Annotated in this window: 17 protein-coding genes and 1 pseudogene; 4 read left to right on the top strand and 14 right to left on the bottom strand. The window is 63.4% G+C overall.

Features of this window, described 5'->3' with window-relative positions; translation table 11 throughout:
- Positions 1–498: 498 nt before the first annotated feature.
- The 7 genes and pseudogenes from ACQPXB_RS21130 to ACQPXB_RS21100 form a co-directional block, all read right to left on the bottom strand.
- Positions 499–765 carry a hypothetical protein gene (locus ACQPXB_RS21130; protein ID WP_432854881.1) on the bottom strand — a complete coding sequence of 89 codons (267 nt, stop codon included), beginning with the start codon at positions 763–765 and terminating at the stop codon, positions 499–501.
- 558 nt (positions 766–1,323) lie between these two features.
- Positions 1,324–3,198 (bottom strand): ATP-dependent helicase, encoded by a 1,875-nt coding sequence (locus ACQPXB_RS21125; RefSeq protein ID WP_432854878.1) that lies wholly within the window; start codon positions 3,196–3,198, stop codon positions 1,324–1,326.
- Between the two features lie 2 nt (positions 3,199–3,200).
- The gene (locus ACQPXB_RS21120) at positions 3,201–5,174 is read right to left on the bottom strand and encodes an AAA family ATPase (protein ID WP_432854875.1); all 1,974 of its coding nucleotides are present in this window, start codon (positions 5,172–5,174) and stop codon (positions 3,201–3,203) included.
- Positions 5,175–5,503: 329 nt separating this feature from the next.
- Positions 5,504–5,998, bottom strand: coding sequence for a GNAT family N-acetyltransferase (locus ACQPXB_RS21115; RefSeq protein ID WP_432854872.1), 495 nt, complete (start codon positions 5,996–5,998; stop codon positions 5,504–5,506).
- Positions 5,999–6,293: 295 nt separating this feature from the next.
- Positions 6,294–6,514: pseudogene (locus ACQPXB_RS21110) on the bottom strand (transposase family protein); the annotation flags it as partial.
- 171 nt (positions 6,515–6,685) lie between these two features.
- Complete coding sequence (locus ACQPXB_RS21105) at positions 6,686–8,572, bottom strand: DNA/RNA helicase domain-containing protein (RefSeq protein ID WP_432854869.1); 1,887 nt, start codon at positions 8,570–8,572, stop codon at positions 6,686–6,688.
- A gap of 103 nt (positions 8,573–8,675) precedes the next feature.
- The gene (locus ACQPXB_RS21100) at positions 8,676–10,070 is read right to left on the bottom strand and encodes an EVE domain-containing protein (protein ID WP_432854866.1); all 1,395 of its coding nucleotides are present in this window, start codon (positions 10,068–10,070) and stop codon (positions 8,676–8,678) included.
- Between the two features lie 253 nt (positions 10,071–10,323).
- Between ACQPXB_RS21100 and ACQPXB_RS21095 the strand changes: the two genes are divergently transcribed.
- The 4 genes from ACQPXB_RS21095 (at position 10,324) to ACQPXB_RS21080 (ending at position 14,473) form a co-directional block, all read left to right on the top strand.
- On the top strand, positions 10,324–11,418 hold the full coding sequence (locus ACQPXB_RS21095) for a hypothetical protein (protein ID WP_432854863.1): 1,095 nt from the start codon (positions 10,324–10,326) through the stop codon (positions 11,416–11,418).
- A gap of 136 nt (positions 11,419–11,554) precedes the next feature.
- Positions 11,555–13,453, top strand: a complete 1,899-nt coding sequence (locus ACQPXB_RS21090; protein WP_432854860.1) for a DNA/RNA helicase domain-containing protein — start codon at positions 11,555–11,557, stop codon at positions 13,451–13,453.
- Positions 13,454–14,033: 580 nt separating this feature from the next.
- Positions 14,034–14,243: a hypothetical protein gene (locus tag ACQPXB_RS21085; protein ID WP_432854858.1), complete on the top strand. Its 210-nt coding sequence runs from the start codon at positions 14,034–14,036 to the stop codon at positions 14,241–14,243.
- Positions 14,240–14,473, top strand: coding sequence for a recombinase family protein (locus ACQPXB_RS21080; RefSeq protein ID WP_432854856.1), 234 nt, complete (start codon positions 14,240–14,242; stop codon positions 14,471–14,473). The genes ACQPXB_RS21085 and ACQPXB_RS21080 overlap by 4 nt, the downstream gene beginning before the upstream one ends.
- Before the next feature lie 550 nt (positions 14,474–15,023).
- On the opposite strand, the gene ACQPXB_RS21075 is transcribed toward ACQPXB_RS21080, so the two are convergent.
- The 7 genes from ACQPXB_RS21075 to ACQPXB_RS21045 form a co-directional block, all read right to left on the bottom strand.
- Positions 15,024–16,295 carry a DUF6602 domain-containing protein gene (locus ACQPXB_RS21075; protein ID WP_432854854.1) on the bottom strand — a complete coding sequence of 424 codons (1,272 nt, stop codon included), beginning with the start codon at positions 16,293–16,295 and terminating at the stop codon, positions 15,024–15,026.
- A gap of 307 nt (positions 16,296–16,602) precedes the next feature.
- Positions 16,603–17,976 carry a hypothetical protein gene (locus ACQPXB_RS21070; protein ID WP_432854852.1) on the bottom strand — a complete coding sequence of 458 codons (1,374 nt, stop codon included), beginning with the start codon at positions 17,974–17,976 and terminating at the stop codon, positions 16,603–16,605.
- Positions 17,976–20,120, bottom strand: coding sequence for an ATP-binding protein (locus ACQPXB_RS21065; protein ID WP_432854849.1), 2,145 nt, complete (start codon positions 20,118–20,120; stop codon positions 17,976–17,978). The genes ACQPXB_RS21070 and ACQPXB_RS21065 overlap by 1 nt, the downstream gene beginning before the upstream one ends.
- The gene (locus ACQPXB_RS21060; RefSeq protein ID WP_432854846.1) at positions 20,117–21,148 is read right to left on the bottom strand and encodes a DNA adenine methylase; all 1,032 of its coding nucleotides are present in this window, start codon (positions 21,146–21,148) and stop codon (positions 20,117–20,119) included. Before ACQPXB_RS21060 ends, ACQPXB_RS21065 begins: the two co-directional genes overlap by 4 nt.
- A 1,065-nt stretch (positions 21,149–22,213) precedes the next feature.
- A complete protein-coding gene (locus tag ACQPXB_RS21055; protein WP_432854843.1) occupies positions 22,214–23,812 on the bottom strand; it encodes a zinc-ribbon domain-containing protein in 1,599 nt (532 codons plus the stop codon).
- A gap of 574 nt (positions 23,813–24,386) precedes the next feature.
- Positions 24,387–24,914, bottom strand: a complete 528-nt coding sequence (locus ACQPXB_RS21050) for a hypothetical protein (protein ID WP_432854840.1) — start codon at positions 24,912–24,914, stop codon at positions 24,387–24,389.
- Between the two features lie 116 nt (positions 24,915–25,030).
- Positions 25,031–25,861 (bottom strand): hypothetical protein, encoded by an 831-nt coding sequence (locus ACQPXB_RS21045; RefSeq protein WP_432854837.1) that lies wholly within the window; start codon positions 25,859–25,861, stop codon positions 25,031–25,033.
- Positions 25,862–25,874 lie beyond the last annotated feature (13 nt).

Raw genomic sequence — 25,874 nt, 5'->3', positions numbered from 1 at the left:
CTCGTCGTCGGAGCGGCCGCCTGCTCGACGCCGAATGTCTGACCGTCGCCTGCCACGACGACAATGTCACGGCTCGAGCCGAGCTGTTGGCTCTTTGATTTGCCGGCGTTGTCGGCGTACTCCCGTCGCGACGGCGCCGTGCGTTCGCCGTTCTACCTGGCCCCCATCATGCAAATGCCAGCGTGCACAGCACACACCTCTGAATGAGCGTTGACCCCGATGTCTACGCCGCGACCGAATCCCTGTTGTCGGCGTGGGCCCAGCCCAGGTTCTGCGCACGTTCGACATCGGCATCTCACCGAGGTCGACACGTCACCGACACCGTCGCTCAGGCCCGCGCGTGGATTCGCGACCAACCAGCAGGTCGTGAATCACGATACGCCCGCCTGACGTCTGGTGCGGGGATCACAGCGTCGATCACGGCGCGCGACGACGGCTACGGTTCACTGGCGTGCAGGCCGCCGACCTTCCGTGGGTTCGGACCTGTGAGGCCCTGGCTCAGACGGCCTTGCCGCCCGTCTGCGGGCGCTGCCCGCACCCACAGTTCAGTGGATCGACGAGCCGCAGGCCCAGCTCGCCCGGCCCGTCCCCCTTCCCCGGCCGCGCCGACTCGACGCTGCTGTCGGACACCTCGACCAGGACGTCTTCGTCCCGCACGTCCAGCGCGAGGCTCCGCCCCGGCCCGCCATGCATCAGCGCGTTCGAGGTGAGCTCGTCGAGCACGAGCGCCGAGTCTGCGAGCCAATCCGGGTCGCACTCGGCCACCGAGCAGACCTACGCGGACCAGGTCCAGGGCATCCGGGGCCCGGTCAGCGCCAGTTCGCACCGCACGGCGGGTTCGACCACCCCAACGGCACGGAAGCGTCGTAGGACTGGACGCGGGGCCCCTTTCGCCAGCTCTCGCTCGGCTCTCACAGGTGGGCACCGCATGCGCGCCAGCGGCACGGCTCCCGGAAGGCTCAAGCACACCTTCTGGTTGAACTTGGCGGATGCGTAGCCAGCTGCGCTGGCGTCCCAGAGTAGGCCCGGTCGCGGGGGCGCCTGAGTTGGCCGGACCTTAATTGGCGGGTCGCGTAGTTCGCCGACTTGATGGGCTTGCCGACCTCCCGCGCCTGCGCACCGAGGCCGGCTGGCACGCACACGCACGCCAACTGTGGCTTCGGCGCCTCCACGGTGACCTTCCGCATCCGCGGAACGCTCGCAGCCACGGGCACGACCGTCTTGGCTGACGCCATTTACAGCTGCAAAGTCCAGTCCTCGCTCCCCGGCCGGGCGTGCCGACTTGGCGGCGAAGCGCCCGGCCCTGCGCTCGAGGCGGTGGACTCAGGTTGGGCTCGGAGGCGGCGACAAGCGCCGCGCCATCTCACGGAGGAACTCTGAAGGTCCTTCATCTCGCCAGTAGCCGTTCCTGGTCTGATACCCCGGACCGGTGATCAGGTGTAGCCCCGCTTCAGCGCGAGTCAAGGCTACATAGAAGGTTCTCCGCTGCTCGTCCAGTTCCTTCGCGTTGGGGCTTCGCCAGCCGCCCGCGCTGCGCACGCTGTGCGGAATGATCCCCTGAAGCAGTCCCGGCAGGATCACCGTGTCGAACTCGCGCCCCTTGGCAGAGTGGTACGTGGTGAGGAGGATCTTGCCAATCACCTGCACACCCTGTGCAAGGTCCTGCAGTAGAAGATTCTTCGACTGACATAGGTCCACGAGATCGCCGAGACTCGTGCCGTTGTCTTGCTCAGGATGAGTTCCGGCGACTTCATCGAGGGCCAAATCGCTCCGCAACCGCTGCACCCACTCAGAGGCCGGCGCGTCAGCCGGGTACGCCGGCTGCGGATCGAGGCACGCCTGCAGCGACCTCGGCAGGAGCAGCCGAGACGTGCTGCGAGGGACGTTTGCCTCGGTACGCAGCGTGGTAAGCGCACGAGCGAGGGTAGCGATCGACGGCGCGTCCGTCCGGCGCAACATGTCCCGGCGTTGCGCGGCGTCGGCCGCGGCGTGGATCTGATAGTTCGCGACGGCGCGGCTGGCACAGCGCTGGATGAAGCGTGACAGGCTCCCCGGCGGCAGCTTGTCGTCACGTTCATGCAGGAAGGTCATCTGGCGGCGGGTCAGTTCGTCTTGCAGAGCTTCCAGCAGAGGGCCACGCTGGGGATAGAGAACAGCGATCCGTTCGGGGGCGACCTGCCTCTGCACTGCCTGCTGGGCGTAGTCGCAAGCCAGACTCGCGTGATCGTCGAGCCCTCCTGTGACCTGGTCGAGTTTGACGATTCCGGGAGGTGCCCCCTCGCGAGCGCGTCGTCTCCGAGGCGTGCTGAGGGCAGCTTCGGCGACGGTGATGATCTGCTGTCCGCTGCGATAGTTGACTTCGAGTTCGATGTCGTCGAAGTCGTCCCGAGCGGCCAAGGCAGTCAGGTACTTTGCATCGGCGCCGGCGAAGGCATACACGGACTGGTCCGTGTCTCCGACGGCGAAGACGGTGATGCCCGCCAGGTCACGCAACGCCAGGACCAGTTTGTGAAGGACTCCGCCGAGATCCTGGTATTCATCCACGATGAGGTGAGGGAAGCGAGCGCGCAACAGATCCCGGACAGGTTCGTTCTCTCGGACGGTGGCCAGGGCTCGCGTCACCATAGCTTCGAAGTCGATCTGTCCCCGGACCACGAGCTGCGCCTCGTAGAGGCGAGCTGCCTGTACCTCTCGCGAGTCGAACGAGGTCAATGGTTCGCCGCAGGCGAGCGCGCGGCGAACCAGAGTGTTCTCGTTCATCCGTTCTCGGGCGGGCATTTCAGTGATGCCGACCTGATCGAAGCAGTCCTGAAGGAGCAGCCTGGTTGCTGTGCCATTGAGGACTTGTCCTGCCTGAGGCGCCGGTTGTCCGGTGAGCAGCGGGAAGGCGCGCAGAATCTCATTCAGGCAGAAACCGTGAACGGTGGAGCACCTGATCCGTCCCTCGGCGTGCACGCCGCTGCGCAGAACGCGATGGCGAATTTCATCGGCCGCTACGTTGGTGTAGGTAATACAGGCGACGCCGCGGAAGGCGGAGATCTGTGTCTGCAGCACGTAGGCGATACGTGCAACGAGCGTGCGGGTCTTCCCGCTGCCCGGCCCAGCTCGCAGAACAACGTTGCCGGGGCTCAGGACGGCAGCACGCTGTTTGGGGTGCAGATGGTCAAGCTCCGCAAGCAAAGGGTCGCTGATCAACATGATCAGCCGCCGACGTTGTCGGAAACACGCGATCCGGTGGCGTACAGTCCCGTTTCGCGAACCACACCGGAGATGTGGTCCAGCGCCAACAGCAGGTAGGCAGCAGCGCCCGAGGCGCGCAAGGCATTGGCGTCTATCGGTCTGGCATCACCGGCGGTGCCTGCCGCGGCACGAATCCGGGCGGCGACATCGATACGCTCGATGTGCGCGGCGAGCCTCTGCGCGAAACGTCCCTTGCCCAGTTCGGAGATGCGCTTCAGCATGGCCTTCCGTGCCTCGGCATCAGCTGTCGCCTTCCGTGCGTCGCGGACACCACGACGCACGTCCTCGAGGGCGGCAGCGTTGGTGCTCAGCTCCTGAAAGGCCTTCACGATCTCATCACCGAACAGCGGGCACAGATCGGCTTCGAGCGTCTGACCGCCGACGTACACACCAACACCCGCCAGCTCGGTTGTGAGGAGACCGCGAGACTGCTGGTAGTCGGCCGCCTCAGCCTGAGGCAAGCTTCCAATCTGGCTCAACAGCGCCGTCGTCTTCGCCTGATCGGAGTGGAGGTTCGCACCCCGTTTGAGGCCCGCTTCCCGGTGGCCCCGCTTGTCGGGGGCGGCGTCACCGTCTGTGACGATCACATGCGGAGTCTCGATCCCCTTCGACCCGAGGAGAGCGCGGTAAGGCTTGAAGTCGGTCCCGTGGACGCTCGCGACGACAACTCCGTACGCGTCAAGGTCGAAGCCCGCCGCTGCGGCCAGGGCAGGCAAGATGTACAGCTCGGCTAGTCCTTCGACCAGAATGACAGCGGAGCCGAAGAGAATTTCCGCCCGGCTCACGTCGAGGTAGCGCTCCAGGTCGGCCGCATCGTCATCAGTGACGGGTAGCGCCGCCGTCGTGGATCCGACAGTGCCGTTTTTCGAATCACGCAGAACGATAAAGGACCGAACTGGGGTCACCGCAGCGATATGCGGGCTGTGCGTAGTGAGGATGAGGGAGGGGCCGGTCCGCAGCAGATAGCCGAAGAGGTGACGTTGGAGGCTGACGTGAAGATGTGCCTCAGGTTCTTCGACCGCCACCAACGTGGCGACGAACTGCTCGTCCACGCGCTGCTGACTGAGGACTTCCAGCAGCAGACCGAGGTAGATGACGTTGGCGCTGCCCAGGCTGACATCAGAGATACTCCTGCGACGCGCGGCGTCGAAATACAGGCGGACGGCGCGGATCAACTCATCTGGCTTGGACGAAGCGAAGCCGAGTGTGGGTTGCACCGCCAATCGGGGCCCGAACATCGCGCCGAGGCGGTCCACGAGGTGGTTCTCGAGCTTGGCGACGTTCTTGTCCTGAGTAAGTTGGTTGACCGCGGTGGCTATCGCTGTTGCCGTGGCCTCCAGGTTGGCCTGGTCCAAGGGCAAGCGCTCAAGCAGGTCCCGTAACGGGCTACGCCGCCAGCTCCGCAGGTCGCCCTCGGCGTCGCGCAGCGCCGGCAAGACACGCAGAGCTACTTCGCGCCGGATTCTTCGCACATCGCTGGCCTCATTGTCGCCTGCGAACACGACGAACTCATAATCTTGAGCGGTCAGCGGTCGGCCGGTGGACCGTAGGGCGGAGTTGGACATCGTGGCGTCCGCGCGCGGAGCGAAACGGTAGGTGAGCCGCGCAGTGTAAGGGCTGTAGTCCACGGCGGCGCCGGACAGGACACTCTTGGCGTCGTCATCGGCGTCGTAGCCCTGCAACTCCAATTTGATTGTCACTTGTGCGCCGCCGGCAAGGCCCTTCGGGTGTCCCTCCCAGATGTCCTCGTCGCGGAGCATGCGACGCGAGTCCGGCAAGGAGGGGTCGATCACCAGACGGATCGCTTCGAGCAGGTTTGACTTTCCCACCCCGTTCTCTCCCACGATCACAGCGTGAGAAGGAAAGTCGGCGAGAACGAGGTGCCGGAAGTTGCGGAAGTTGCGGATCTCGATCCGCGAAATATGCAAACCCATACTCCCTCTCTCCGCTCCCCTAGCACCGCTGTGCCTCGGAGGCGTTCCTGATCACTGCGACGGACGGAAGATCGCGCGTGGCTAGCTGCTCGCTACGCCGCGGTCACGATCGTGACCGCACCGCAATCGATTGGGATGCCTATGACGTGACGCGAAGGTACAAGGTGCAGCATCGGACGGTCAGAACGCGAGCCGAATAGCTCGCGGATCCTGTGCGGCGACCACGCCAGATCAGCAGCTAGCTGTTGCGGGTCGCGCCTCCATCGGCGGGCACACGATACCGTTGCTTCGAACGTATGCTCGAAGCCGTAAGAGTGGTGCGCTCGAACTCAAGGGGCCGTGACGCCGCGCAACGCCGTGATCTCAGCACCGAGCAGGTCATCGTCGCTACCCTCGATCAGCGATCGGAAGCCGCACGACGCGAAGAACTTCACGCGTCCCTCCCACGGCGTCGACTGGTCGACCATCAGCGCAACGTGTGTGCATCCCCTCGACAACATGCCAGCCGCGAACTCTCGGACGAGCAGGCGGCCAACCCCGCGACCCTGCGCATCAGGCACGACCGCAACCTTGTCCAACATGGCCTGTGGAACCGGCAGCAACTCGAACGGGCCGAAACGCTCGTTGAAGCCGTGCCTGACCATGTGGCCCTGCGCGACTCCCACAACCGCGTCGCAGTCGAAGGCGAAGACGATCGGATCTTTTGCCACGTACCGCCGGTACATCGGGTCGATCTGCATCTCGGCCGCCTCCAGGATGTGTTGGAAGTCGTCTTGCCACGCGACGGACCCGTCGCTCGGGTCGACCCACCGGGTTGTCAGCACTGAGGTGACTTCCTCAATACTCGGCCGCTCGGTTGGCGGCGGTCCGGTTGAATCTACTGCCTGACCTGAGGGTAGGGGCGCCGAAATAACCACGGCGTGGGCCCCCAAAACTGCGCGGGTGGCGTTCCGCGAAAACCCACGTTTCGCCAACTCAGTGCAGACGGCCAGACAGCTGTGCGCCGCGACCGACGACCAGTCGACCCGTACGGCCTCCGCGGAGGCAGCTGCCACCGTACCCTAGGGGACGTCTCGTAACTGATGTTGTGGTTGGTGGGGCGGGTGTTGCGGGGCAGTCAGTGAGGAGGATGTTGTGGAGATGGGCGATGCCGGAGACGGTGTCGTTGAGGGTGCTGGCGGCGCGGCGGTAGTCGCGCAGGATCTTCCAGCACTTCATCCGCACCAGCGTTTGTTCGACGCGGGCACGGATCTTGCGGTGGCCGGCGTTGAGGTATTCCTGCCAGTCCGGCAGATCGCTGCCGTCACGGGTTTGCGGTAGGGCATGATCACCTCGGAGTTGCATGATCGACCAACACCCCCAACCGACCCACACCGGGTTACGAGACATCGCTTAGGCAGTTCTCCGCCAGTTGGTCGGCCGCCGGCGCGGCTGGCGCTTGCTAGCGAGGCCGGCGCGTGGGTGCGGCGCTTGTACAGGCCTCAAGCAAGGCGCGTGGCCTCGGCGAAGTTTCAGGAACCGCTCAACTTGTGGAACATCTGCTGTGTTTCCGGGTCGGTGGAGTACAGGATCGTGCCGACCATGCCGCGGGTGAGCAGGACTTTGTACGTGTGCTTGATCAGCTGTTCGAACTCGCCGGGCTTCGCGCGCGCGACGACGCTGTCCTTGCTCGCGGCGGGGTCGGCGACCCAGCGGTCGGTGCGCCAGACCAGGTCGGGGCCGAAGATGACGCCGTTCCAGTCGTATTCGAAGCCCTGTGCGGTGTAGATGCAGCCGACCTGGCCGAACCCGGCCGGATCGGTGGCCCACAACTGCGAGGGGGGCGCACCGTCGGCTCCGCGGTCGCCCTTGACGTTCCAGGGGCGTTGCCAATCCCCGATGACGACATCGTCGACCAGGCTGGCGCCGGTGCGGGCGTCGCTCCACTTCCAGCAGAAGCCGGCGGTCATGCGTGCGCCGAAGCCGTCGGCGAGCTTCGCGGCGAGCTGAGTTTCGAGATCGGCAGGGCTGCCGGCCACGCTGACCTGGAACCGATCGTCACCTGGCCACCGAGCCGGTGCTGCCGCATCGTCGGCCAGGCCGAGCAGGTTCACGACCCATTGCTCGTACGCGCGGCTGCCCCCGCAGCGGAATTGGCCGTTGAGGTCGATCGAGCGAACGAGCAGGCCCTTCTCTTCGGCCTTCGCGGCGATTTCCGCATAGGAGCCCAGTTCCCCAGGGCGGACGACCTGGTGTTCGTCCAGAAGGAATACCGGTACGCGGGCAGCGTCGAGGAGCTCCTCGACCTGCGGTTTCGTGCTGCGCTTCGCGGCCGGGGTGTAGCGGTTGTTGGATGTTTCGCGGATGCGGTGGGCTTCGTCGCAGATGAGGACGTCGAGTCCGTTGCGGTCGGCTTGAGCGAAGCTGTTGAAGTACTGGAAGAGCTTCTGGACCCGGGTGGCGCCCTTGCCGGCGGTTTTACGCAGGGTGGTGGTAAACGACTTCGACCCGGTCGCGTGGATCGCGCTGTGCCCGTTTCGGTAGAGCTCGCCCAACAACTCGAGCGCGATGACGCTCTTGCCCGAGCCGGGTCCGCCGTTGATGACGATCACTTCTTTGGCATCGGCTTCGCGGGCATTTCGGACTGCGCGCAGGACCATCAGGTACGCGACTCGCTGTTCGTCCAAGAGGACGAAGTTTCGCTGGTGCTTGATCTCATCAGCGGCAACGGCCATCAGCTGCCGGCTCGGCGCGACCCGGCTGCCGGCCAGGTCTTCGGCGGCCTGGACACCGGATTTGGCGGCCAGCCGGGTGCTCAAGAGGGCCCGCATCGCAGAGCAGTTCGAACCAGTGAACAGGTGCCCGTACTGGCGGGGTGGAAGTTCCAGCAGCGAGGCGACTCCGGCGTCGTCCGCGTTGTGCAGGTAGGCGACCCCGACGAGATCGTCGGTGCGATCGTGCAGGACTCGCGTGAAATCGGCGAGGTATTCGCAGTATTGCTCGACCTGGGACACCGGATGCAACAACGGGCGCTTGACACTCGGCACGGTGCACAGTCGCGGCTCGTCCGGGTCGGCCGCCGCGGTGCTCCACTGCTTGAGTTCCACGACCACGTACGAGGACCGGCCGCTCTCCGGATGGACTCCGGCGAGGACCACGTCGGCGCGCAGGCTGGACAACGGCAACTGGTACTCAATGAGCATCTCGACGTCGCCGAGGCCGCATTCGACCAGCTCTTGCGCGAGCACAGGCAGGCTCATCCGCCAGGACCGCTGCTCCGACTCGGAGGGCCGGAACCCGTACTTGATCGCGAACTGGGTAGTCAGCTGGTCGGCCAGAGTTCCGCCGACGGCGAGCTGCTGGATGCTCTGCGCGGACCGGGAGAGCAGGAACGAAGACAGAGAAACACTCCTATACATGGGTGGCGTGTCCGCGGGCAAGCCCGTGGAAGCCAGTCGACTGTATGCGGATCATGCTATCGGATGTCAAACGCCGTGTTGCCGCCGACGCGCCGGAGGTCGGCTAGACGAGGGTGCGGAAGGAGCCCTCGGCTTCGTAGATCACTTTCACCTGGTGCGAGTGCAGCACGTCAACGATGCTCGGTGCCGGACACGCCGGGAGCAGGCACGCCAGCGTGGCGTCGGGCGCGAGATGATGGCGGTAGTCGAGGAGCTGGCCGAGTGCCATGCGGACGCTTTCTCGCGTGTTGGATGCCTTCGCTTCGATAAGGGTGTTCGTCTCGGAATCGAACAAGTCGCACACGAGCCGTTCGCCGGTGGGCAACAGCGCGCTGAGACAGTACAGGGCCCGACCGACGAATTCCGTGTACCGCTTCACGAGCTTCGCTTCGGGGAAGTCGACCACGCGAGTCCCGGAGTGGTCGGCCGCGGTCGTTTTCTCCGGGATGCTCCCTACCGGGCGTGACGTCACCACGGTTTCGGTTGGTGCGGCGATACTGCTGCGGCCCCGGCGGTCCGCTGGCGGTTCGACCACTGCCCACTCGGCGGGCTCGAGCAGAGTCGGATTCGCCGCGTGGGTCATGCGAATGATCCGTGCGTTGGCGAAGGCCGGGTCCGAGGTCAGTTCTTGCTTCGTGAGCGGGTGATCGAACAGGAAGCGGTCGAAGCGCACGTCGACAACGTGGCGCAGGGCCGGCCGCTGGGCCCAGTATTCGTCGAAGTCCTCAGTTTGGTAAGGCTCTGATGTGACAGTGCCGAGGGCATGGACTCCCGCGTGCGCGCCGGAGATCCACAGGGCGAATCGGTCCCCGGTGCGTAGGTCGTTGAGGTGCTGGGCGACAGACCAGGTGGTCACGCGCTCCTCCCGGTTTTCCCACCAGGACCACACATCCCACTTCTTCGGGTTGCACTGCAAGACCCAGTGCCTTGGCTGGCGGGTCTCGCGAGTTGTGACCAGGTCGTCGGCCAGAGCATGCCTCTCGGCGGAAACCAGCGTGATGCCGCGCAACGGTGCTCTCATGCCCAGCGGTTTCAGCACCTGGTCAGCAGGAATCGGCCGTTCGAACTCGCGGACTTCGCCGAGCGCCATGACGTGTTCCCACGTGGCACCCTCGTCGTCGGTGCCCCACACCGACTCCGCCAGCGCGCGATTGCGGAAGAGGCCGACAATGGTGGCCTCAGCGAAGAACGCCATGTCCGCGTAGAACAGCACTCGGTCGCCGACCGCGCGGTCGCGCAGCGCGACCGCCTTGGCGTTACCGGTCCAGTTCGTCGGGGTGGAGCCCCAGAGCTTGGCCACGCCGTCCGGGTACAGCGCCTCGAGCGCTCCTCGGCTAGCGCCAAGGGCATCGGCGTGATCAGCGATGCGCACGCCGCGCCGCACGGAGCGCTCGAAGTTGACTGGGCCGTTGACCTGGGCGGTGCCGCGGGGCTGCAGCACCAACTGCCTCTCACTCATGAGAGGCACGATAGTGAGAGGCACCGACAAAGAAGGGCGTGATCAGGAAGCGGAGACGGCCCGAATCACTTGGCTCGCCATGAGCACATGGCACAGCCGACAGCCGCGTTGAAGTTGGCCCAGAACAGCGGGATCCGTTCACCTGCGGGTTCAGCCCCGTCGTTCGCTGAGCCAGGCGATGTGCCCACCTGGCGGAGTGAAAACCAGGCACCGTCCGGTTTATGCTGGTCAGTCAGCTGAGGGAGGTCCGTACGTGTCGACGCTCGTTCGGTACGCACCACACTGTGGCGAAGAACGACTTCTTGATCTCGCGAAACTAAACGCCGCGGATTTCGTACTGATCTCCTCATTGCACGGGCAAATCGACCGTAAAGATCGGATTCTGCTGTGCCAGCAGGCCTTGGATCGAGAGAGGCGAAACGGTACCGGCGACGACGGTGCTGCGATGTACATCAAGAAGATCCGCGATCGCTACTGGGCCGTGCACTTCCCCGGAAGTGACTGCGTCGCCGAGCACGCGGTCGAACATGAGTCCGACGAGCACCGCTACCAGAAGGACTATTGGCAACGCGCCGCAGAGGATGCGGGCTTCAACGTCACGCAGGAGCGCAGCACCGGGCATGGCACGATCCTCGACGTCGCCATCGAAGGCCCCCGCCCTACCGGCATCGAGGTTCAGCGCTCGTCGATTCAAACCAGGTCGGTGAAGACCCGAACGACGAAGTCGTTCCGCGCGGGGTGGCTGCCGGTGTGGTTCCTTGATTCCGACCGCCGGTCGCCGTGGTTCTTCGAGGTTCCGACAGTCGGCAGCAACCCGCGCCCGTGGAGTTCGATGCCGCCGCGGCGTGCCGCCACCGCGATCGGCCCTCGTCGATTGGTCGCGATGCGCTGCACGATCGCCAACATGGACACATGCCCTGCCGCTGCCGGAAAGAAGCCGAAACGACCATGCGAGCAGTTCCATCCCATCGCGGAGCCCTGGGGAGGGCTGACTGTCGACGACGTCGCCGGCATGGTCCCTGCCCGGGAGATCGTCCCGATCCGCGATCTGAGGGGCGACGTCCGTCTCATCCCACACGCCGATCTTGAGCTGTTCCGTGAACTCACCGGGACGCTCGGCGAGTACGAACCCGATACCCGGGCCCGGCGAGGCAGCCGCGCGCCGCGTACGACCGCGTGCGCCAATCCGCACACCTCGCCGGCTCCGGCCGCCGAGGCGAAGGTGTGCTCGAAATGCAGTCGTTCGCAAGCCGGTCCGGGCGGAGTTCTGTGCGCGCGGTGCTACGACGCGATCGCCGGTCTGCCAGCGCGAGTGTCGTACGACCTTGCCAAACCACTTCGGAAGTGATCCCGGAACGCCATCGCGGTCCCGTCGATGAAGCACCGCTTTTCGGGCCCATGAGCCGAACTCACGCGACTACAGCTCATAGTCGGCTGCAGGCGTCTTTGGTTGGCGCGTCGTACCACTCTGGTAGATATGGATCATGCTCTACGGGGGACGGGTCGAGGCGATCCATGCCGAACTGACGGCTTCGACAGCCGAATTCGTAACACGAATCGCTGACGAGTTCGAGAAGGTGTCTGGAGCACCGCCCTCGCCGTCGGAAAAGCGGAGCTGGGAACGCAGCTGGCTGCCGTTGCTTGAGGCCCTCGTCGCGGCTGGGCTCGGCGGTTTGTGGATGTCGTTGGAGTTCGGGCTGCCGCGCACCGGCGAGCGGGTGGATGCTCTACTGCTCGGCATGCGGCCAGACGGCGTGCTGGTGACGGTCGTCGTGGAGCTTAAGCAGTGGACGAAAGCCGATGTCGTGGTCGGCGACGGGCTGTGGGTCCATGCGGGCGACCGGGTCGTCGCGCATCCTTCCTGGCAGGTCGCAGGGTACGAGCACTACCTCCGGGAATGGATGGACCCGGGGCCGCGCGAGTTCGAGGTTCGCGGGGCGGTGGTGCTGCACGACGCGCCCACGGGGCTGGTCGCCGAGCTCGTGCAAGCCGTTGCGGGCATGGCGAGCTGTAGGACAGTGTCGCTGCTCGGGCAGGACGACCTTCGGAGAACGAAAGACGAGCTGGCGAAGCGCCTTAGCTGCGCGGATCTCGCTCCGCCTACGGAGGCCGAGATCAAGTGGTTCCTGGCGCTGCCGCACCGTCCGTCCGCCTCGCTGTTCGACGAACTGCAGCGCGTGCTCGCTGTCGACTCTCGCTTCCGGCTCATCGGACGCCAACAGGACGCGTATGCCGCACTGCTGGAGGCGATCAGTGACGCCGCCCGCCGGGGCACCCGTCGCGTGGTCACCGTGCGGGGCGGCCCCGGCACCGGGAAGACGGTGATCGCGGCGCGGCTACTCGCCGAGATACCTGGCTACGTGCGCCCGAGCGGCATCGACTGCACCACGCAGTTCCTGACGCCGACCAAGACTCTGCGCAGCCAGCTCATTCGCGCCGCGGCGGGGCACACCGGGAAGGGACTGTTCAGCTTCGTCGAATCCTGGAAACCACGTGCTGGGGGCATGGAAGTAGTCATCGTCGACGAAGCCCAACGGATCAACATGGCTCGGCACAACTTGAAGAGAGTCATGCAGAAAGCCGCGGTGACGGTGGTGTTCTTCGACGAGCGGCAGGTAATCCGTCCGACGGAGGGCTTCACCGTCGCCGAGTTGCGCAGCTTCGCCGACTCCGCTGGCGTCACGCCGGCACCGGTCGAGGTCGACCTCCAGGCGCAGTTCCGATGCGGCGGGTCACAGCGTTACCAAAACTGGCTGGGATCGGTGTTGAGCCAGAGCAACGCTGAGGTGCGCTGGCCGATCGACGCTGACTACGACTTCGGGGTAGCGGAAGACCCAGAGGCCCTGCAGGCCTGGCTCGACAAGCACAATGCCAGCGGTCACCGCGCGCGAATGACCGCCGGGTTCTGCTGGGAGTGGACCAAGACGACATCGTCGCAACCGCTGGTGGACGACGTGAAGATCACCTGGACGGACGAGCGGGGCGTAAACCGCGAGTGGAGGCGGCCCTGGAACGCCGCGACGCAGGTCCTCGACTCCAGACGTCGGCCGATCGCGCCCGAAAGCGTCTACTGGGCCACCGACGACGGTGGCGAAGGCCAGGTCGGCTGCATCTACACCGCGCAAGCCATGGAATACGAGTACGGCGGAGTCATCATGGGTCGCGACCTGGTCTGGCGCGACGGCGGCTGGGCGGCTATTCCGGACAAGAACGTAGACCCGGCGTTCAAGAAAGCCGGCCTCACTCCGGAGCAGTACCTGCCGCTGGCGCTGAACATCTACTGGGTGCTGATGACGAGGGCCAGCCGTGGCTGCCGGGTCTACTCGGTGGACGAGCAGACTCAACAGCATCTTCGGACCCTGATTCCCGCGCGGGCCAGCTGAACGACGATGTTGCTCCTGGACTGGGCAGTACGTACCGGAAAATGTGGTGTCCCCTCAATGTCGACGTGAAGCTCTCCGCCAGCGGGCTCGCGCAGAAAGTTGCGCGGCATGCGCACGTCGGCCGGATGCCGTCGGTAGTCGCGGCGTCAACGCCCGACAGCGCAGTTGACCACCCAGCGCATCCGCGGACGATCTTGCACACTCTCTACACGCCTGCAACTCTCCGGTTGACCTGCAGGTTCTCACTAGTTGGAACACGAAGCCCCATCACGGCCATGGGGCAATTGAGTGTCCGAATCCACACGCTTTCAACCAGATTCGTCCGGAACGTTCGGTGGCTTATTGGAGCGCTGGGCCTCTCTGAATTAGCGGAAACGGCATCGGTTCGGGGTATGGTCTTGTCCATGTCGACGACCCACAGCTGCGCGGCCTGCCCGAGGGCACTGGGCCTGTGGTCTCGTTACTGCCCGTGTGACCTCATCGACGCCTGCTACGTCTCAGCCGGCGGCCTCCCGAAGCAACCCTCGCGGGGAGCCTGAGCTAGACCGGACGGCTCCCCGCCTGACTTCGGGAGCTGTTGATGCCTGCTCTTGTCTCATGCCTGCTGCTGGAGACCAGCAACGCTGCGTCTTGGACTGCAGTGTTTGTTGCCTGCCTCATCGGCCTGTTCGCCTGCTGCCTCGCAATCGCGATGTGCGTCGCATTGTTCCACCGTCGGAAGGCGAACCGGGACGCAGCGTACGACGTGTTCTGCGCGCTGCTCAACGTGTTCACCCGGCGGCGGCGATGAAGGGCCGCCGCGGGCGTCCGAGGCTGTGCCCCGATCACGTCTTGGCCCGCGTCATTCAGTTGCGTAGTCGCGGTGCCAGGTATATCGACATCTGCGCGTCCCTCAACGCTGAAGGCATACCCACCCCCGGTGGAGGTGCGCAATGGTACCCATCGCACCTCAGCAGACTCCTACGCACCCGCCATGCACGTGAGTTCAAAATCTCGGCTACTACCGCGCCTACTCATTGACCGCTTCAAGACCATCGAACCACGAACCCAGATCGCGGTCACGGCAAAGATCTCACCCGCGACCGCGCGGATGATCATCAGAGCGCAGCGTCACGAATGTCCAGACGCATGCCCGGTGCCCACGGAAGCGCGTTCGCGGCAGCATGACCAGCCACCAGAGGACCGATCAGGGGAGCCCTCCGCGAATGAGATCAACACACAAATCCGACAAGGACCGCCTACGGAAGACGCGACCCGGCCATTAACCGGGGCTGTCGATCGCGACTGCGGTTCGTGTCCCCAGGGACTTGAACCCCCACTGTGCCCGAGGACGATCTTGCATCGCTAACCACACGCCTCCACCTGGCGACGTGAGCCGTCGTGTTGTCGCGGTGATGTCTAAGCCGCGTTCGGCTGACCATCCCGGGCGGCTCTCAACCGTCAGGCTGGTGACCTGCACTTTCCCGCCACTATTGGTCCATAAGAGTTCCACTCGAGGTCAGGTGTCGCCAGGTGGGAACCCCCCGGGAACGTTAAGGGCCGCTCACTCGCGCGATAGCGGCTTGACGACCTACTTCGGCTGCGAGAGGGTCAGCCGTTTGGCGAGCCAGCGCGTTAATCTGCCCGTATTGTTCTCAGCGGCAATAAGCTCACCAGTCGGGAGCATCGCGCACATGCAGTCGCGAGCAATTAGATGCAACTGCTTATTCCGAGTCGCCACCAATCCAGTATTCAGAAGACCTTCAAGAAAGTCATCCGGGTCAGCACCGTGCCCTTGGAGCCAATCCAGGAGCTTCGGGTCGTCCATTCGTACAATAGCTCCACTACAAAGGCGCTGAAGAATGACAAATTCTTGCATGTTGACGAATGCAGGACTCCAATATTTCGTCACAGGCACAGAATTTAGATCTTTCGTGGAGGATTTGAGAAATCTAACATTCCAGCCATGCCGACTCCCCTTGGCGAACAGCAAACCGCGTGCCACTTCCAATTCGAGGTCCTCGCCCCACAACCCTGGAATATCAAATATCTCATCAAGGCGAGTCCAGATGAACTCAAGTAGAATGAGTAACGGGTTTACGGGCGTCGAGAGATAGAAAGGCCACTCGCCGTTGACAACGCCAGCGGAGTACGGTCGCCCATTGGCTTTAAATAGCGCGTAAGCGCCAGAAATTATCAGCTGAGGGAGACTGCCTGGACCAAATCCCTTAACCCCCAAATTATCCTTGAGGATCTTCACGAGCGCTTCACGGAAAGCGGTCTCGCTCTTGAATCCGTGGAACCCGAGCACGATTCGAATAATAGATATCTGCTCCATGACCAGAGTGTGAAATATCATCTGGTCTTCGACCGAGAGACCGTCAATATCCTCATGACCAGACGCAGCATGACGAGTTGTCTCAGCGAACGCCGTGAGGGCTGGACTAATGTCCACACGCCCGTTCGAGGAATCTTCGGGAGATCCATATTCGAGTTTCTTCACCAACCTAAGCTGGTCAAGAGCATCAGTCATCTCGGCACGATGCAAAGTCTTCTTAACCTCGATAACCGCGATTATGTCATTTACGTTCCACACGAAAGAATCTGTGTAGGGAATTTGCTCACCATCACCTCTCACGAGCATACAATCCAACTGACCCGAAAGGTTACCAACTCCGTCCGTTGCGAATCCGGTGACAATCTTAATGCCTAAGCCATCTGGTATCGCGCGCCCAAGGAGATCAGACGAAAGTCCCTCATACATATCACCGATGGTGGGTGCATGGCTAATATCGCTCGCATCGAGCTCCGGGAGTACCTGCTGCATGATGCCCGACAGCAGCTCGGCAACAGTGCGAATCACGGCCTGGATCCCTTCCCACTCGATCGATTGATTCCAGGATAGCTGACGGCTGGGCCGTTACTCGGTAGAAGAGGACACTCCCGATCCGGCCGAAACTGATCGGCGACGACATCATCGAAGGGGGCGCCGATGCCATGGGCAAGCGCAGACAGCAGCGTGGTGCGACGTTCGCGGACGTCGCCACTGTCTTGAGCAATGACGCCACCGAAGCTGCCAACCGCGACGTTGCCTGCCCGGCTAGAGGAACCCTGACATGACACTTATTTGTCGATGGAAGAACTGTTCAGGTGGGGCAGCTTGAGCTGTACTATGCCAACCCGAGCGCTTCCTTCGCCATCAGTGTCAGAACATGGCTCCCTGTGCCAAGCGGTAGTGCAACAGCTTCGTGAGCGAGAGCCACTGGGATCACTGCGTTCGGGTACATGCGCGTCTGCACGCGATCAAGCGCCTCCAACGTCGCGCGCAAAGTCGGGTATTGCACGGGGTTGGCGTGCCAGTCCGGTGGCGTGGCTACGCTCTTGCTGTCGTTATGCGGGGTGCCGCCTGGAATGCGCGGGACAGTGACGACGAGCATTCGTCCAGTCGAAGTCCTGTAGAAGAAGCGCCTTCCGTAGAATTCATCCTGGCCGTACCACTTTTCGGGATCTTTGGCCCGAATGCGGGTCTGGATGTACTGGTTGTCCAAACCCATAAGGTGGCGTTCAGGAATCACGTCCGCTATAGCATTCGCATGCTCAACAAAGGTGCCACTTTTTTCGACACCGACTACGAGTGGCGGGAGGTGTCCCTGCTGATTGAGGTTCGCGTTCAGCTTTTCCCAGTAGGCGAGCCAGTCGCGTTTGAGTGGGGCTGTGGTGCCGTGAAGGGCAAGGGGGCCATCCTGGATGAACAGTGTGGTGGCCAGCGCACCCGGGGCGTTGACATAGAGCCAGTCGAGGTATCCGAGCGACAGGAATCGTTCGGCCGCGTTCATGACACGGGTGAATGGAACCATATTTGATCCGGTTTCCGCGAACTCGTCATGCGTCCGGAGAACATCCGTGATGTACAACTCGGTGGAACAACTCGGGCATTTCGAACCATCGCGGGCCACAGTAAGATTCTTGGCCACGCAGCCCGGGCAGCGGCCTATCGTGATCGCTGCCGCGGGCGTACCTGGCGCCCCGCGCATGGTCAGCAGCGCGTCGTGCAATGAATAGATTTGACCCGACTCATTAAATCCGTTCGCGCGGAACATCGAATCGAGTTCGAGCCGCCACGTGTCTACCCCGGTCAGGCCCGGCCTGGTGACCATGCTGCCGGGAAGTACAGACACGATCGACCGAGCGTCCATCGCCTGTCGCAACTTTCTAGGATCGACCAGGCCGTCGTCGTCGCAGCTGAAGAACTTCTCGAGGTCCACCAGTGCGCCACCGACTTTCAAATAGCCGACGGTGACAGAGGGGTATTCTTCCCGTGCCGCGACCTCCACGTCTGAACCATCGAAGGCGAAGGCGAACTTCGGCTCGGGACGCCCGGCCTCTTCTGTGAGATCTTCAAGCGGGATGATTCGCTTCTCGATCTCGCTGGCGTCTGCCGTGAGCGCGGGGATGGTCCAGCGGCTGAGGGCCTGCTGGACAGCGGGATCCGATGCCGACGCGACGTGCCCGAGCCGTGGCGAGAACTGCTGCTCGTACGGCATCAGGGAGTCACCAGCCGACCTTGGTCATCAACTTCTGGGAGGCCGGCCGCCATCCGCGCCCGATTGATCATCGCGTGGTCGAATTTGGCAATCTGTGTGGGAACGATGTACTTACCAGAAAAGGTCTTCATCCGCACGTAGCCTCGGTCTTCGGCTGAACGGATGTCCTGCGCGAAGATGGCGTAGTCGTAGTAGTGGCTCAGTTCGCGCGTCTCGACGTCAGAGTTGAGATGAGCAACAATCCAGTTCGACGTGTTCGAGAGAATTCGCTGATCTACGCTGCTAACCTCCTGTGTCGCGTAGATCAACCCGATTTCGTATTTGGCGGCCTCTTTCGCCAGTCGGACCCAGGGGTCGTCGCGGACAGTGCTTTTGCCAGCCTTTTGGCGGTCGAACAGATTATGTGCTTCTTCGACCATGATCTGAATAGGGATCGGTTGCTGGTTTTTACGGAATCGGTCGTTTGCTTTGTCGAGCAGCCGGAACACCAGACGTTCCGACATCGCGGTCGAGACGTCTTGACTACCCACCGACAAATCGACAATCACAAGGCGGCCTGCCGTCAGGTCAGACCATACAAGATCGGCGAGGTCGCCGGTGGCCGTCGGATCGTGGAAATCTGCGAGCTGGCGTATCTTGTTGATTACAACTTTGCCCACTGACTCATCGAAGACTGTGCGAATAGCCGTGAATGGCGCGCAGTTCCGCCACGACTTGAGGTCAATTCCCTTGTAGCGCGCCTGATCGAGGGTTCCCTCGTCTTCTTCCTTGGTGCGGTCAGCGATCCATTTGACAATGTGCCTGGCGCGGTCCGGCGTGTCAGTCTTGCAGGTGCCAGTCCTGGCATCTGTCACCGTGAGAGCGTCTGGCACGTCGGCTAGCAGCATCTCGCGAAGCGGCTTAGCCATCCTGAAGGTGACAGAGAACCCGTGCGCCACGCCGCTGCGGAAATTGGCTTTGGAGAGCGTGCCGTAAAAAGCTAGACGGCCGCGCTGCGCATCGCCGACAGCTTCCCAGTACTCCTTTTCTCCCGCTTGACCGGAGGGAAAGTCGTCCCGGTCGGGATCGAGAATCTTGGCCGTCTTGAATGCGTTGGCGTATCCCGTGTTGTACTCTGCCAAGGCGTCGACCACTGATCCCCAGGCCATGTCGAGGAGCCTGGTATTGTAGAAGTTGATCGCTAGGGGATGTTCCTGGGGATCGTTCAGATTGGGGCTCATGGTGTAGATCTTCACCAGGTCGGTTCCCAAGCCGAGCAGTCGCAGCCCCGTTTTGTCTTGCTGGTTGATGCTAGCGTATTCGCCTTGCGGGTCAAATATGAGTTGGCCGATTCGTTGCTGTGTTTTGGCGGCATGCTCGAACACTGCCGTGGCGATAGTCTTGTTCGTGTTTGACTTTCCAGCTCTGGTCATGCCGAATACGGCGGTTTTGCGAGAGATAAAGTCGGTGACCCGAACGTTGACCGGGCACTTGTCGTAGCCCTGCTCGGTGGCGCGACGGCGAGTGGCTGAGTATCGGACGTCCCCTAGTGGAATGAGGTCTGGCCGCTTGTTATCAGCGACCTCGTCGGCGCTGCGCTGAGGGTAGGAGGCGATGTACGAGAGCGCAGCGGGGCTAGGTGCGTAGACGAAGTACCGGCTGGCAGAGTACACCGTGTCGATGTCCGCTCCCCATTGGACAAAGGGCCTGCCTGACACCGTGTCTGGATAGAAGGTGCCGAGAACGTCGCAGCGGAATGCGGAGTACTGCATGTTCTTCTGTGTGAGCCGGTCGGAAATCGCTTCGGAGGCCGGCGGCTCACCCTTTTCGTAGGCGTCGCGCATCGCTTCCATGCGGATGGCGACCAAGTCAAGCTGGTTGGGCAAGTCGGCGACGCTGCGGACACGAAGCAGGATGACCTCGTCCTCGTCAAGCGGCATCGCTATCGGCTCCATGGGCCGCTGCGGTCCGGCGGCCAGTAAAAAGCAGTTCTTCGGTATGCCCCCAGCCCGGCGTTTGTCTATGTCGTTGGTTACGACGATGGCACTGTCGTAGTCCAGGTTGTAGATCCCGCCGACTAGCACTGCGTCTGTGAGCAGTGGAGTGAGAGGGCTACTGCTGGCTGCGATCTTGGACGCCAGTCCGACCTGTCCTGCCACCGTCATCGTCCGCTCTCCTTGTCCGTGCGTTTGCGTTGCCGGCTTGGCGTCAGTGGAGCCTCGAGCTGGTGGGGCACATCTGGGTAGTTGGTCACCAGCAGCTCCGTTTTTGATTGGCGCGTTGCGGAGCCTGCAGCGGTGTAGCGGTAGTCGACTGTGCGGAGCGCGTAGCCGGGCTGACCCGAGTACAAGGAGCGGATCACGGGACTGTCGTCGTAGGACAGCAGCCACCGGAACCCGTCCATTGCGGTGAGCGCTTCGGCCAGGGCCTCGTGTTCATTGCTTTCGAATGACCATTCGTACAGCTCAGGAGCCTTCTCCACGTACGGCGGGTCGAGGTACGCGACGATCTCGTTGGGCGTGAGTCCGCCGAAGCGCGCCGCTCGCGCGAGACTAGTTCGCCAGTCGCAGTGCCACACGTCCACTAGTCGGCCGGAGTTCGCGAGGTCACCTACGGCGCGGATACGGCGCTCGAGTCCCTCGACTCCGTAGCGGCAGTCGATCTTGTACGCCGAGGTTTGGGCGCGGCCGCCGATCGGGCCGGCTTTGCCGTGCAGGATGCCCGAGAACGTTGTGCGATTGAGGAACAGGCACTTCAGCGCTCGCTCGCGCCGGCTAGCAGGGTTCGCCATCCGCCACCAGTCCCAGCGCTTGAGCGTGACCTCTTCCTCCTTCATGGAGTTGATCAGCCATGTCGTGTCGAATGCGGCGACGTACCAGAAGGCGGCGACCAATGGGTCGGCATCAGCCAAGATGATGTGATCGACAACCCCGGTGCCCGCGAGCCGCAGCGCGGAGGTTGCGCCCCCGCAGAACGGTTCGACCAGCAGCCGGGGTGGTGGAACGTTCGTGTTGATGATGGTTCGAAGGGCGTGGAACAGTTGCCGCTTTGCCCCTGGATACCGCAACGGGCTTACGACCGATTGAGCGAACAGCTGCGCGTCGTCCAGCTCATATTTGGGCTTGTCGAGGACAGTTTCGGCTGGCCACGGCCTATGCCGCACAGTCTTTCGCTCACCAGCCAGCGGTCTCACCCTCCCGAAGTTCCCCCGACCCACATCGGCCGCTCGTATGGATCAGTTACAGACCGTACCGCTCTTGGTGTCGATGCAACGCCGAGCCTGAAGATTACACGGACGAGCTGCTTGCTCAGGGTCGCAGCGCCGCATCGTGTCGCGCCTTGTCGCATCGCACTTCGTGGCTGCAGCTGGCGCGGACGGTCAGGGGTGGACGCCTGCGGCACGGGCCTTCACCTCGCGGCGGGGAAAGCTCCCGTCGGCCGGCTGCGGTCGGTAGGGTGATCACTCGGTTCAACGACGATAGGAACGTGTGGTGCCACTGCGTGATGAGAACCCGGACGGGCATAACTGGGGTCGCGAGATTGATCGGACGATCTTGCACGGCCTGGCCGCGGGGATGCGGGGCGACTCCACTCCACCCGCGCTGGCGTGGGAGACTGTCGTGCAGCGATTGTGGGAGGACCCGTTCCGGTGTGCGAACTTGGAGTGCTGCGAAGCGCTCGGTCGTGATCATGTCACGTTGATCACCACGGCCCACGTGCGGAGATTTTGCTCTGTGGAGTGCATCGCGCCTGGTCAGCGAGCACACCACGCCGCACTTAGCGAGCACGCGCGCATGCGTAGCCACCTGATGCTCGAGGCGGCGGAGCATGGCGAGGAACCGACGGAAGAGCATTTCCGGTCCCTTGACGAGCAGGCCACCGTGTGGCAACGCGCCCTGTCGCTTCATCGCCACCGCTGTGCCCCTGAGCCGGTCCCTTCCGAGCAGGAGCGTGCGCGTGACGAAGACGGGTTGAGCGATGCTGCTCGACGCTGCGATCGGTGTATGGACGATGCTCGCCAGGGCAGAGGCTTCAGCATTCAGTAGTTGAGTCGCGGGTGAGTCGTCAACCTGCGTTCCACGCTTCACTGGCGAACACCGAGCTGCACGCGATGGCTGGAAGTGGGGCCGCGTCTCGAAACCTGGCATGGACGGGTCGGCGGGGTTCGAGTGCGCGTGCCGTCGACGAGCTGGCGACTAAGGTGGCTGACCGCGTGTTCACAAGGCGCGGTCTGCTCATTCGTGACCGCATGGGGACGTCACCGGTGCGTGAAGGAACCCGTCCACGCCTTGACGCGCGTCATCACTGCTGCCGGATCGGGCGCGGTGGCGTAGACGACGAACTCGCGGTAGCGGGCGTCTTCGATGTGCAGCGGCGGCAAGGGGTGTTCGCGAAGGCGGACTACGAGGTAGCCGGCGGCGAGCAGGTCAAGCGACTTGGCGGTGTCGATGTCGGCCTTGTCGGCGTGCCAGTAGGAGCCGTCGTACTCGATGGCGATCACCCGGCCGTCGCCCAGGTCAGCGGTGATGTCGACGAGCCAGCGGGCGCGCCGGACGAAGGCATCGCTGGTAACGGGCTGGCCGGAGGCAGCGTTGCCGAACACCGCCTGGGCTTCGGTGTGGTGTTGTATTTCGATCTGCGACTTGCCTGTTTCCCTGCACTGCGGGCAGGCCGAGCCCGACGCGCGTGACGCGAGCGTTGCTTGCCATGTGTGCCCCGGGTTGGTCGAGCAGATCCACGTCGGCGTGAAGGATGTTTGCCCGCTGGGACGGACTTGCCAGGCCGTAAGGGGGTTTCCTGGTGCCCATTCGGCGGCAATCTCGGGATAGTGGAACGCAAGCGAGTCGAGGATGGTCCGGCACCGCGGGCACCGCAGCCGCTGGCCAGCGTCCCGGACGGCGGGAGTTTCCTGCCACTCGTAGCCGCAGTCCGGGTCACGCCACCACAGGTTCCTGCGCGAGTTCGGGGACACCGTGGCCAGGCCGATTTTCCCGTTCTTCTCGGGATGCCACTGCGCGGCGAGCTCGCGGTTGATCCGGTACGCGGCTGGATCGGCTTGCGCTTCGTCTCGCTGCTGCTGCCGAGTCTGGTTCCCCCGGCACACGGGACATCCGGAGGCCAGATAGGTCAGTGGGCTGACTCTCGGGTGGTGGCCGTGAGGGCAACGGAACTTGCGCAGTCGCCCACTGCCTGCGACGGTGACGGTGACGGGGTCGTCTTCGTCGTCCCACGCATCCAGCAGTTCTGGAACTTCCGTGATCGGAGTGTTCTGGTAGCGGGCGTACTGCGCTTTCCATTCGGCGCTGCGCTTGGCTTCGCAGTCCGGGCAGCGCGCTCCGGTGACCATGTCCCGGATCCGGCTGGTGAACTTCAGCTGGCAGTCGGTGCAGCGCCAGTGCGCGGTGCGGGTCGCGCGGAGAGTGGCGGTGTCCCACACGGACTGGTCGTTGCGGTCGTGGTCCCACCACGCGAGCACCGGCAGCCCAGAGTCTTTGAGTAGGTCCTTGGTCCTGGGCCCGGACACGTTGCGCGTCTGCCGCTCTCGCCGGGGATTGCGTTGACAAGAGCAGCCAAACCCGATGTCGCCCAGGCGCTCGGCTGAGATCCGCTCGCAGTAGACGCACTGCACCCGGTGCGGATCACCCGACAGCGAAGGGCTGGTGAGCGGCTCGAGATAGCGGTAGCCGTGGTCGTGCGCGTGCTGGCGCGCGTTGTCGTACCCGCCGGGTTCCGGCAGACCGCCCATGCCTTGCAAAGCACGGGACGAATCGGCCCAGCCGCGCCAGAAGCACGCCCGGCAGGTTGCTTCACCGTTTCGGTTTTTCTCGAGGATGTATTCGAGCCGGTAATGGGCCACGCATCCGCAGGTGAGGCACCGGGTGAGTCGCCACGCAGTGGGCGCGGTGAAGGGCTCGAGCGGCTCCAGGCCGCCGCGGCGCAGGATCTCGGTGATGTGCGGGTCGCACCACGCGGGCTTAGACCGTGTCGTAAATGCGGCTGCCCGCGAGCAGTCTACTGCTGAGCACACCTGAGATGCCACTGTCACGAGACGATCGTGCCATAAGGCTGCCTGCCTGTCAGGGGCCCCTGGATCGGGTGCAAGGCTGTGACCAGAGAAGACATGCGTCGTGGAGAGCTTCGGCCGAAACCCGTGTACGCAGACCGGTGAGCGAATGGCCCGGCGGGCCCGATCCCCCTCTTCGACAAAAGCAGCCGGGCCGCATCGAGTTCGCCCGCTCAGCAGGCATCGACGACACCGCCAACAGAGTTTTGGTCGTCGAGGACCAAACGCTCCAGCGACTGCAGGGAATTCTCACTGGCTCGCCCCGACGCCACCCCGCACGCGATGAGGTAATTTGAGTCTCCGAGACGATCTTGCTTGTTAATCAGACGCCTTCAGCTGCCGGGCAAGTAGTCAGCGGCGCGAACCTCTAGTCGAATAATTCGCTGGAGGGAATCTCTGTCTTCTTCGCATGAGTTAGCGTGTCCTGCGCATGGACAATCTGGACGAGCTCGCGCAGCAGCTTCAGCAGCAGCAACGCGCCATGAATCAGGAATGCCAACCCCAGTTCAAAGAACCACGGCGCGACTTGCTTGCCGGAAGTTACCTGGATCATCGCCGCTAGGACACCGAGCATCGTCGCGGCGAACGGCTCGGCTACCACGGCCATCCATGCGAATTGCAGGGTTTCGCCTGACTTGAACCGGAACCGTTGAATACGGTCGACCTCGGACCCGATGGTGAACACGATCACAACCCCGGCGAAGCCAGCCACGATCGCCGCTGCTGCCGCCGCCCCAAGATAGAGAGTGACGGCCGTTCCCGTGTTGGCGTCAATCGCCAAGCTCTTGTACGGGTTCAGCGAACCCCAGAAGACGGTCGACACGGCGTGTGCGGCGACGACGACCGTGAGCCCGAATGCGACGAGCGCCGAATGGTCCACCAAGGCATCGATCACTGCCCGCCGCTTCTTGGCGAGCCACGACGGGTTATCGAATAACGTTGACGCAGGCGAGCCCACAAATGCCTCCCAGAGTGCTAGCGCTCGACTGCGCCACGCGCACCCGTGCTACCTCAGTTACTGAACTCCTTGCGAAACGACTCGACCGCCAGGTTCATACCCGTCATCACCGCAAACTCGGACGGTCGTTCGCTGCGGTGAATGTCGAACTTCTCTATTGCGGTAAACTGCTCTTTGAGCAGGTCGTACTTCTTCCGCTTAAAGCTGTCTCCGTCAGGCAGCACGAGATTTACCTCAGCCTTACTCACGAAGTCTTCGCGGACCCACCGCGCCCCGTTAAGCAACACCGACTTGGTATCGTCGCGTCCGGTGCGGTGACTGAGCGTCCACCCCAACTCGATGTCAGTTTCGGACGACACCGCTTTGGCCGCCCGCGCGGCCTCACCGATATGGCCGCCACCTACTTCGGGGATCTCCGAACCTTGTGAGACGGTCACCCGAAGTACCGTGGCTCCCTCCGCTTCGGCAAGCCGCTGAGACACCGTTGAGTTGATCACCGGCGCGAGCATGTAGGTGATTGATGGGCTATCCGGCTTGTGCACCGCGGTGAACCACGACTCCAGCGCTGTCACCCGCGGCGACGCCGCCGACATGGTCAACACCGCGACCTGGTTCGATCCGCCGAACGGCACGATGTACGTCGGATCAATCAAAACCATGTTCTGGTCCTGCGGTTTCAGGTCTCCGACAACACCGGTGTCACTCAGCCCGTCGGGCCACTCGGCGCGCTCCCGCACGCCTGCGACGTAGAAATAGCGTTGTGCCGGCCGCTGAGCTCGCCGACTCTCGCCGTGCACGTAACGTCCCCTGATCTGAACCTGACGCTGGCGCGGCGTCAGGTTCTCAACATGGTCGGCCATCTTCTGCCAGAAGTCGTTACTCACCGTTAAAACCTCG

It is taken from the genome of Amycolatopsis sp. CA-161197 (assembly GCF_050942255.1).
Lineage (GTDB): Bacteria > Actinomycetota > Actinomycetes > Mycobacteriales > Pseudonocardiaceae > Amycolatopsis.
Note: the sequence above shows the minus strand (reverse complement) of the source record. Positions and strands in the feature narration are given on the sequence as shown.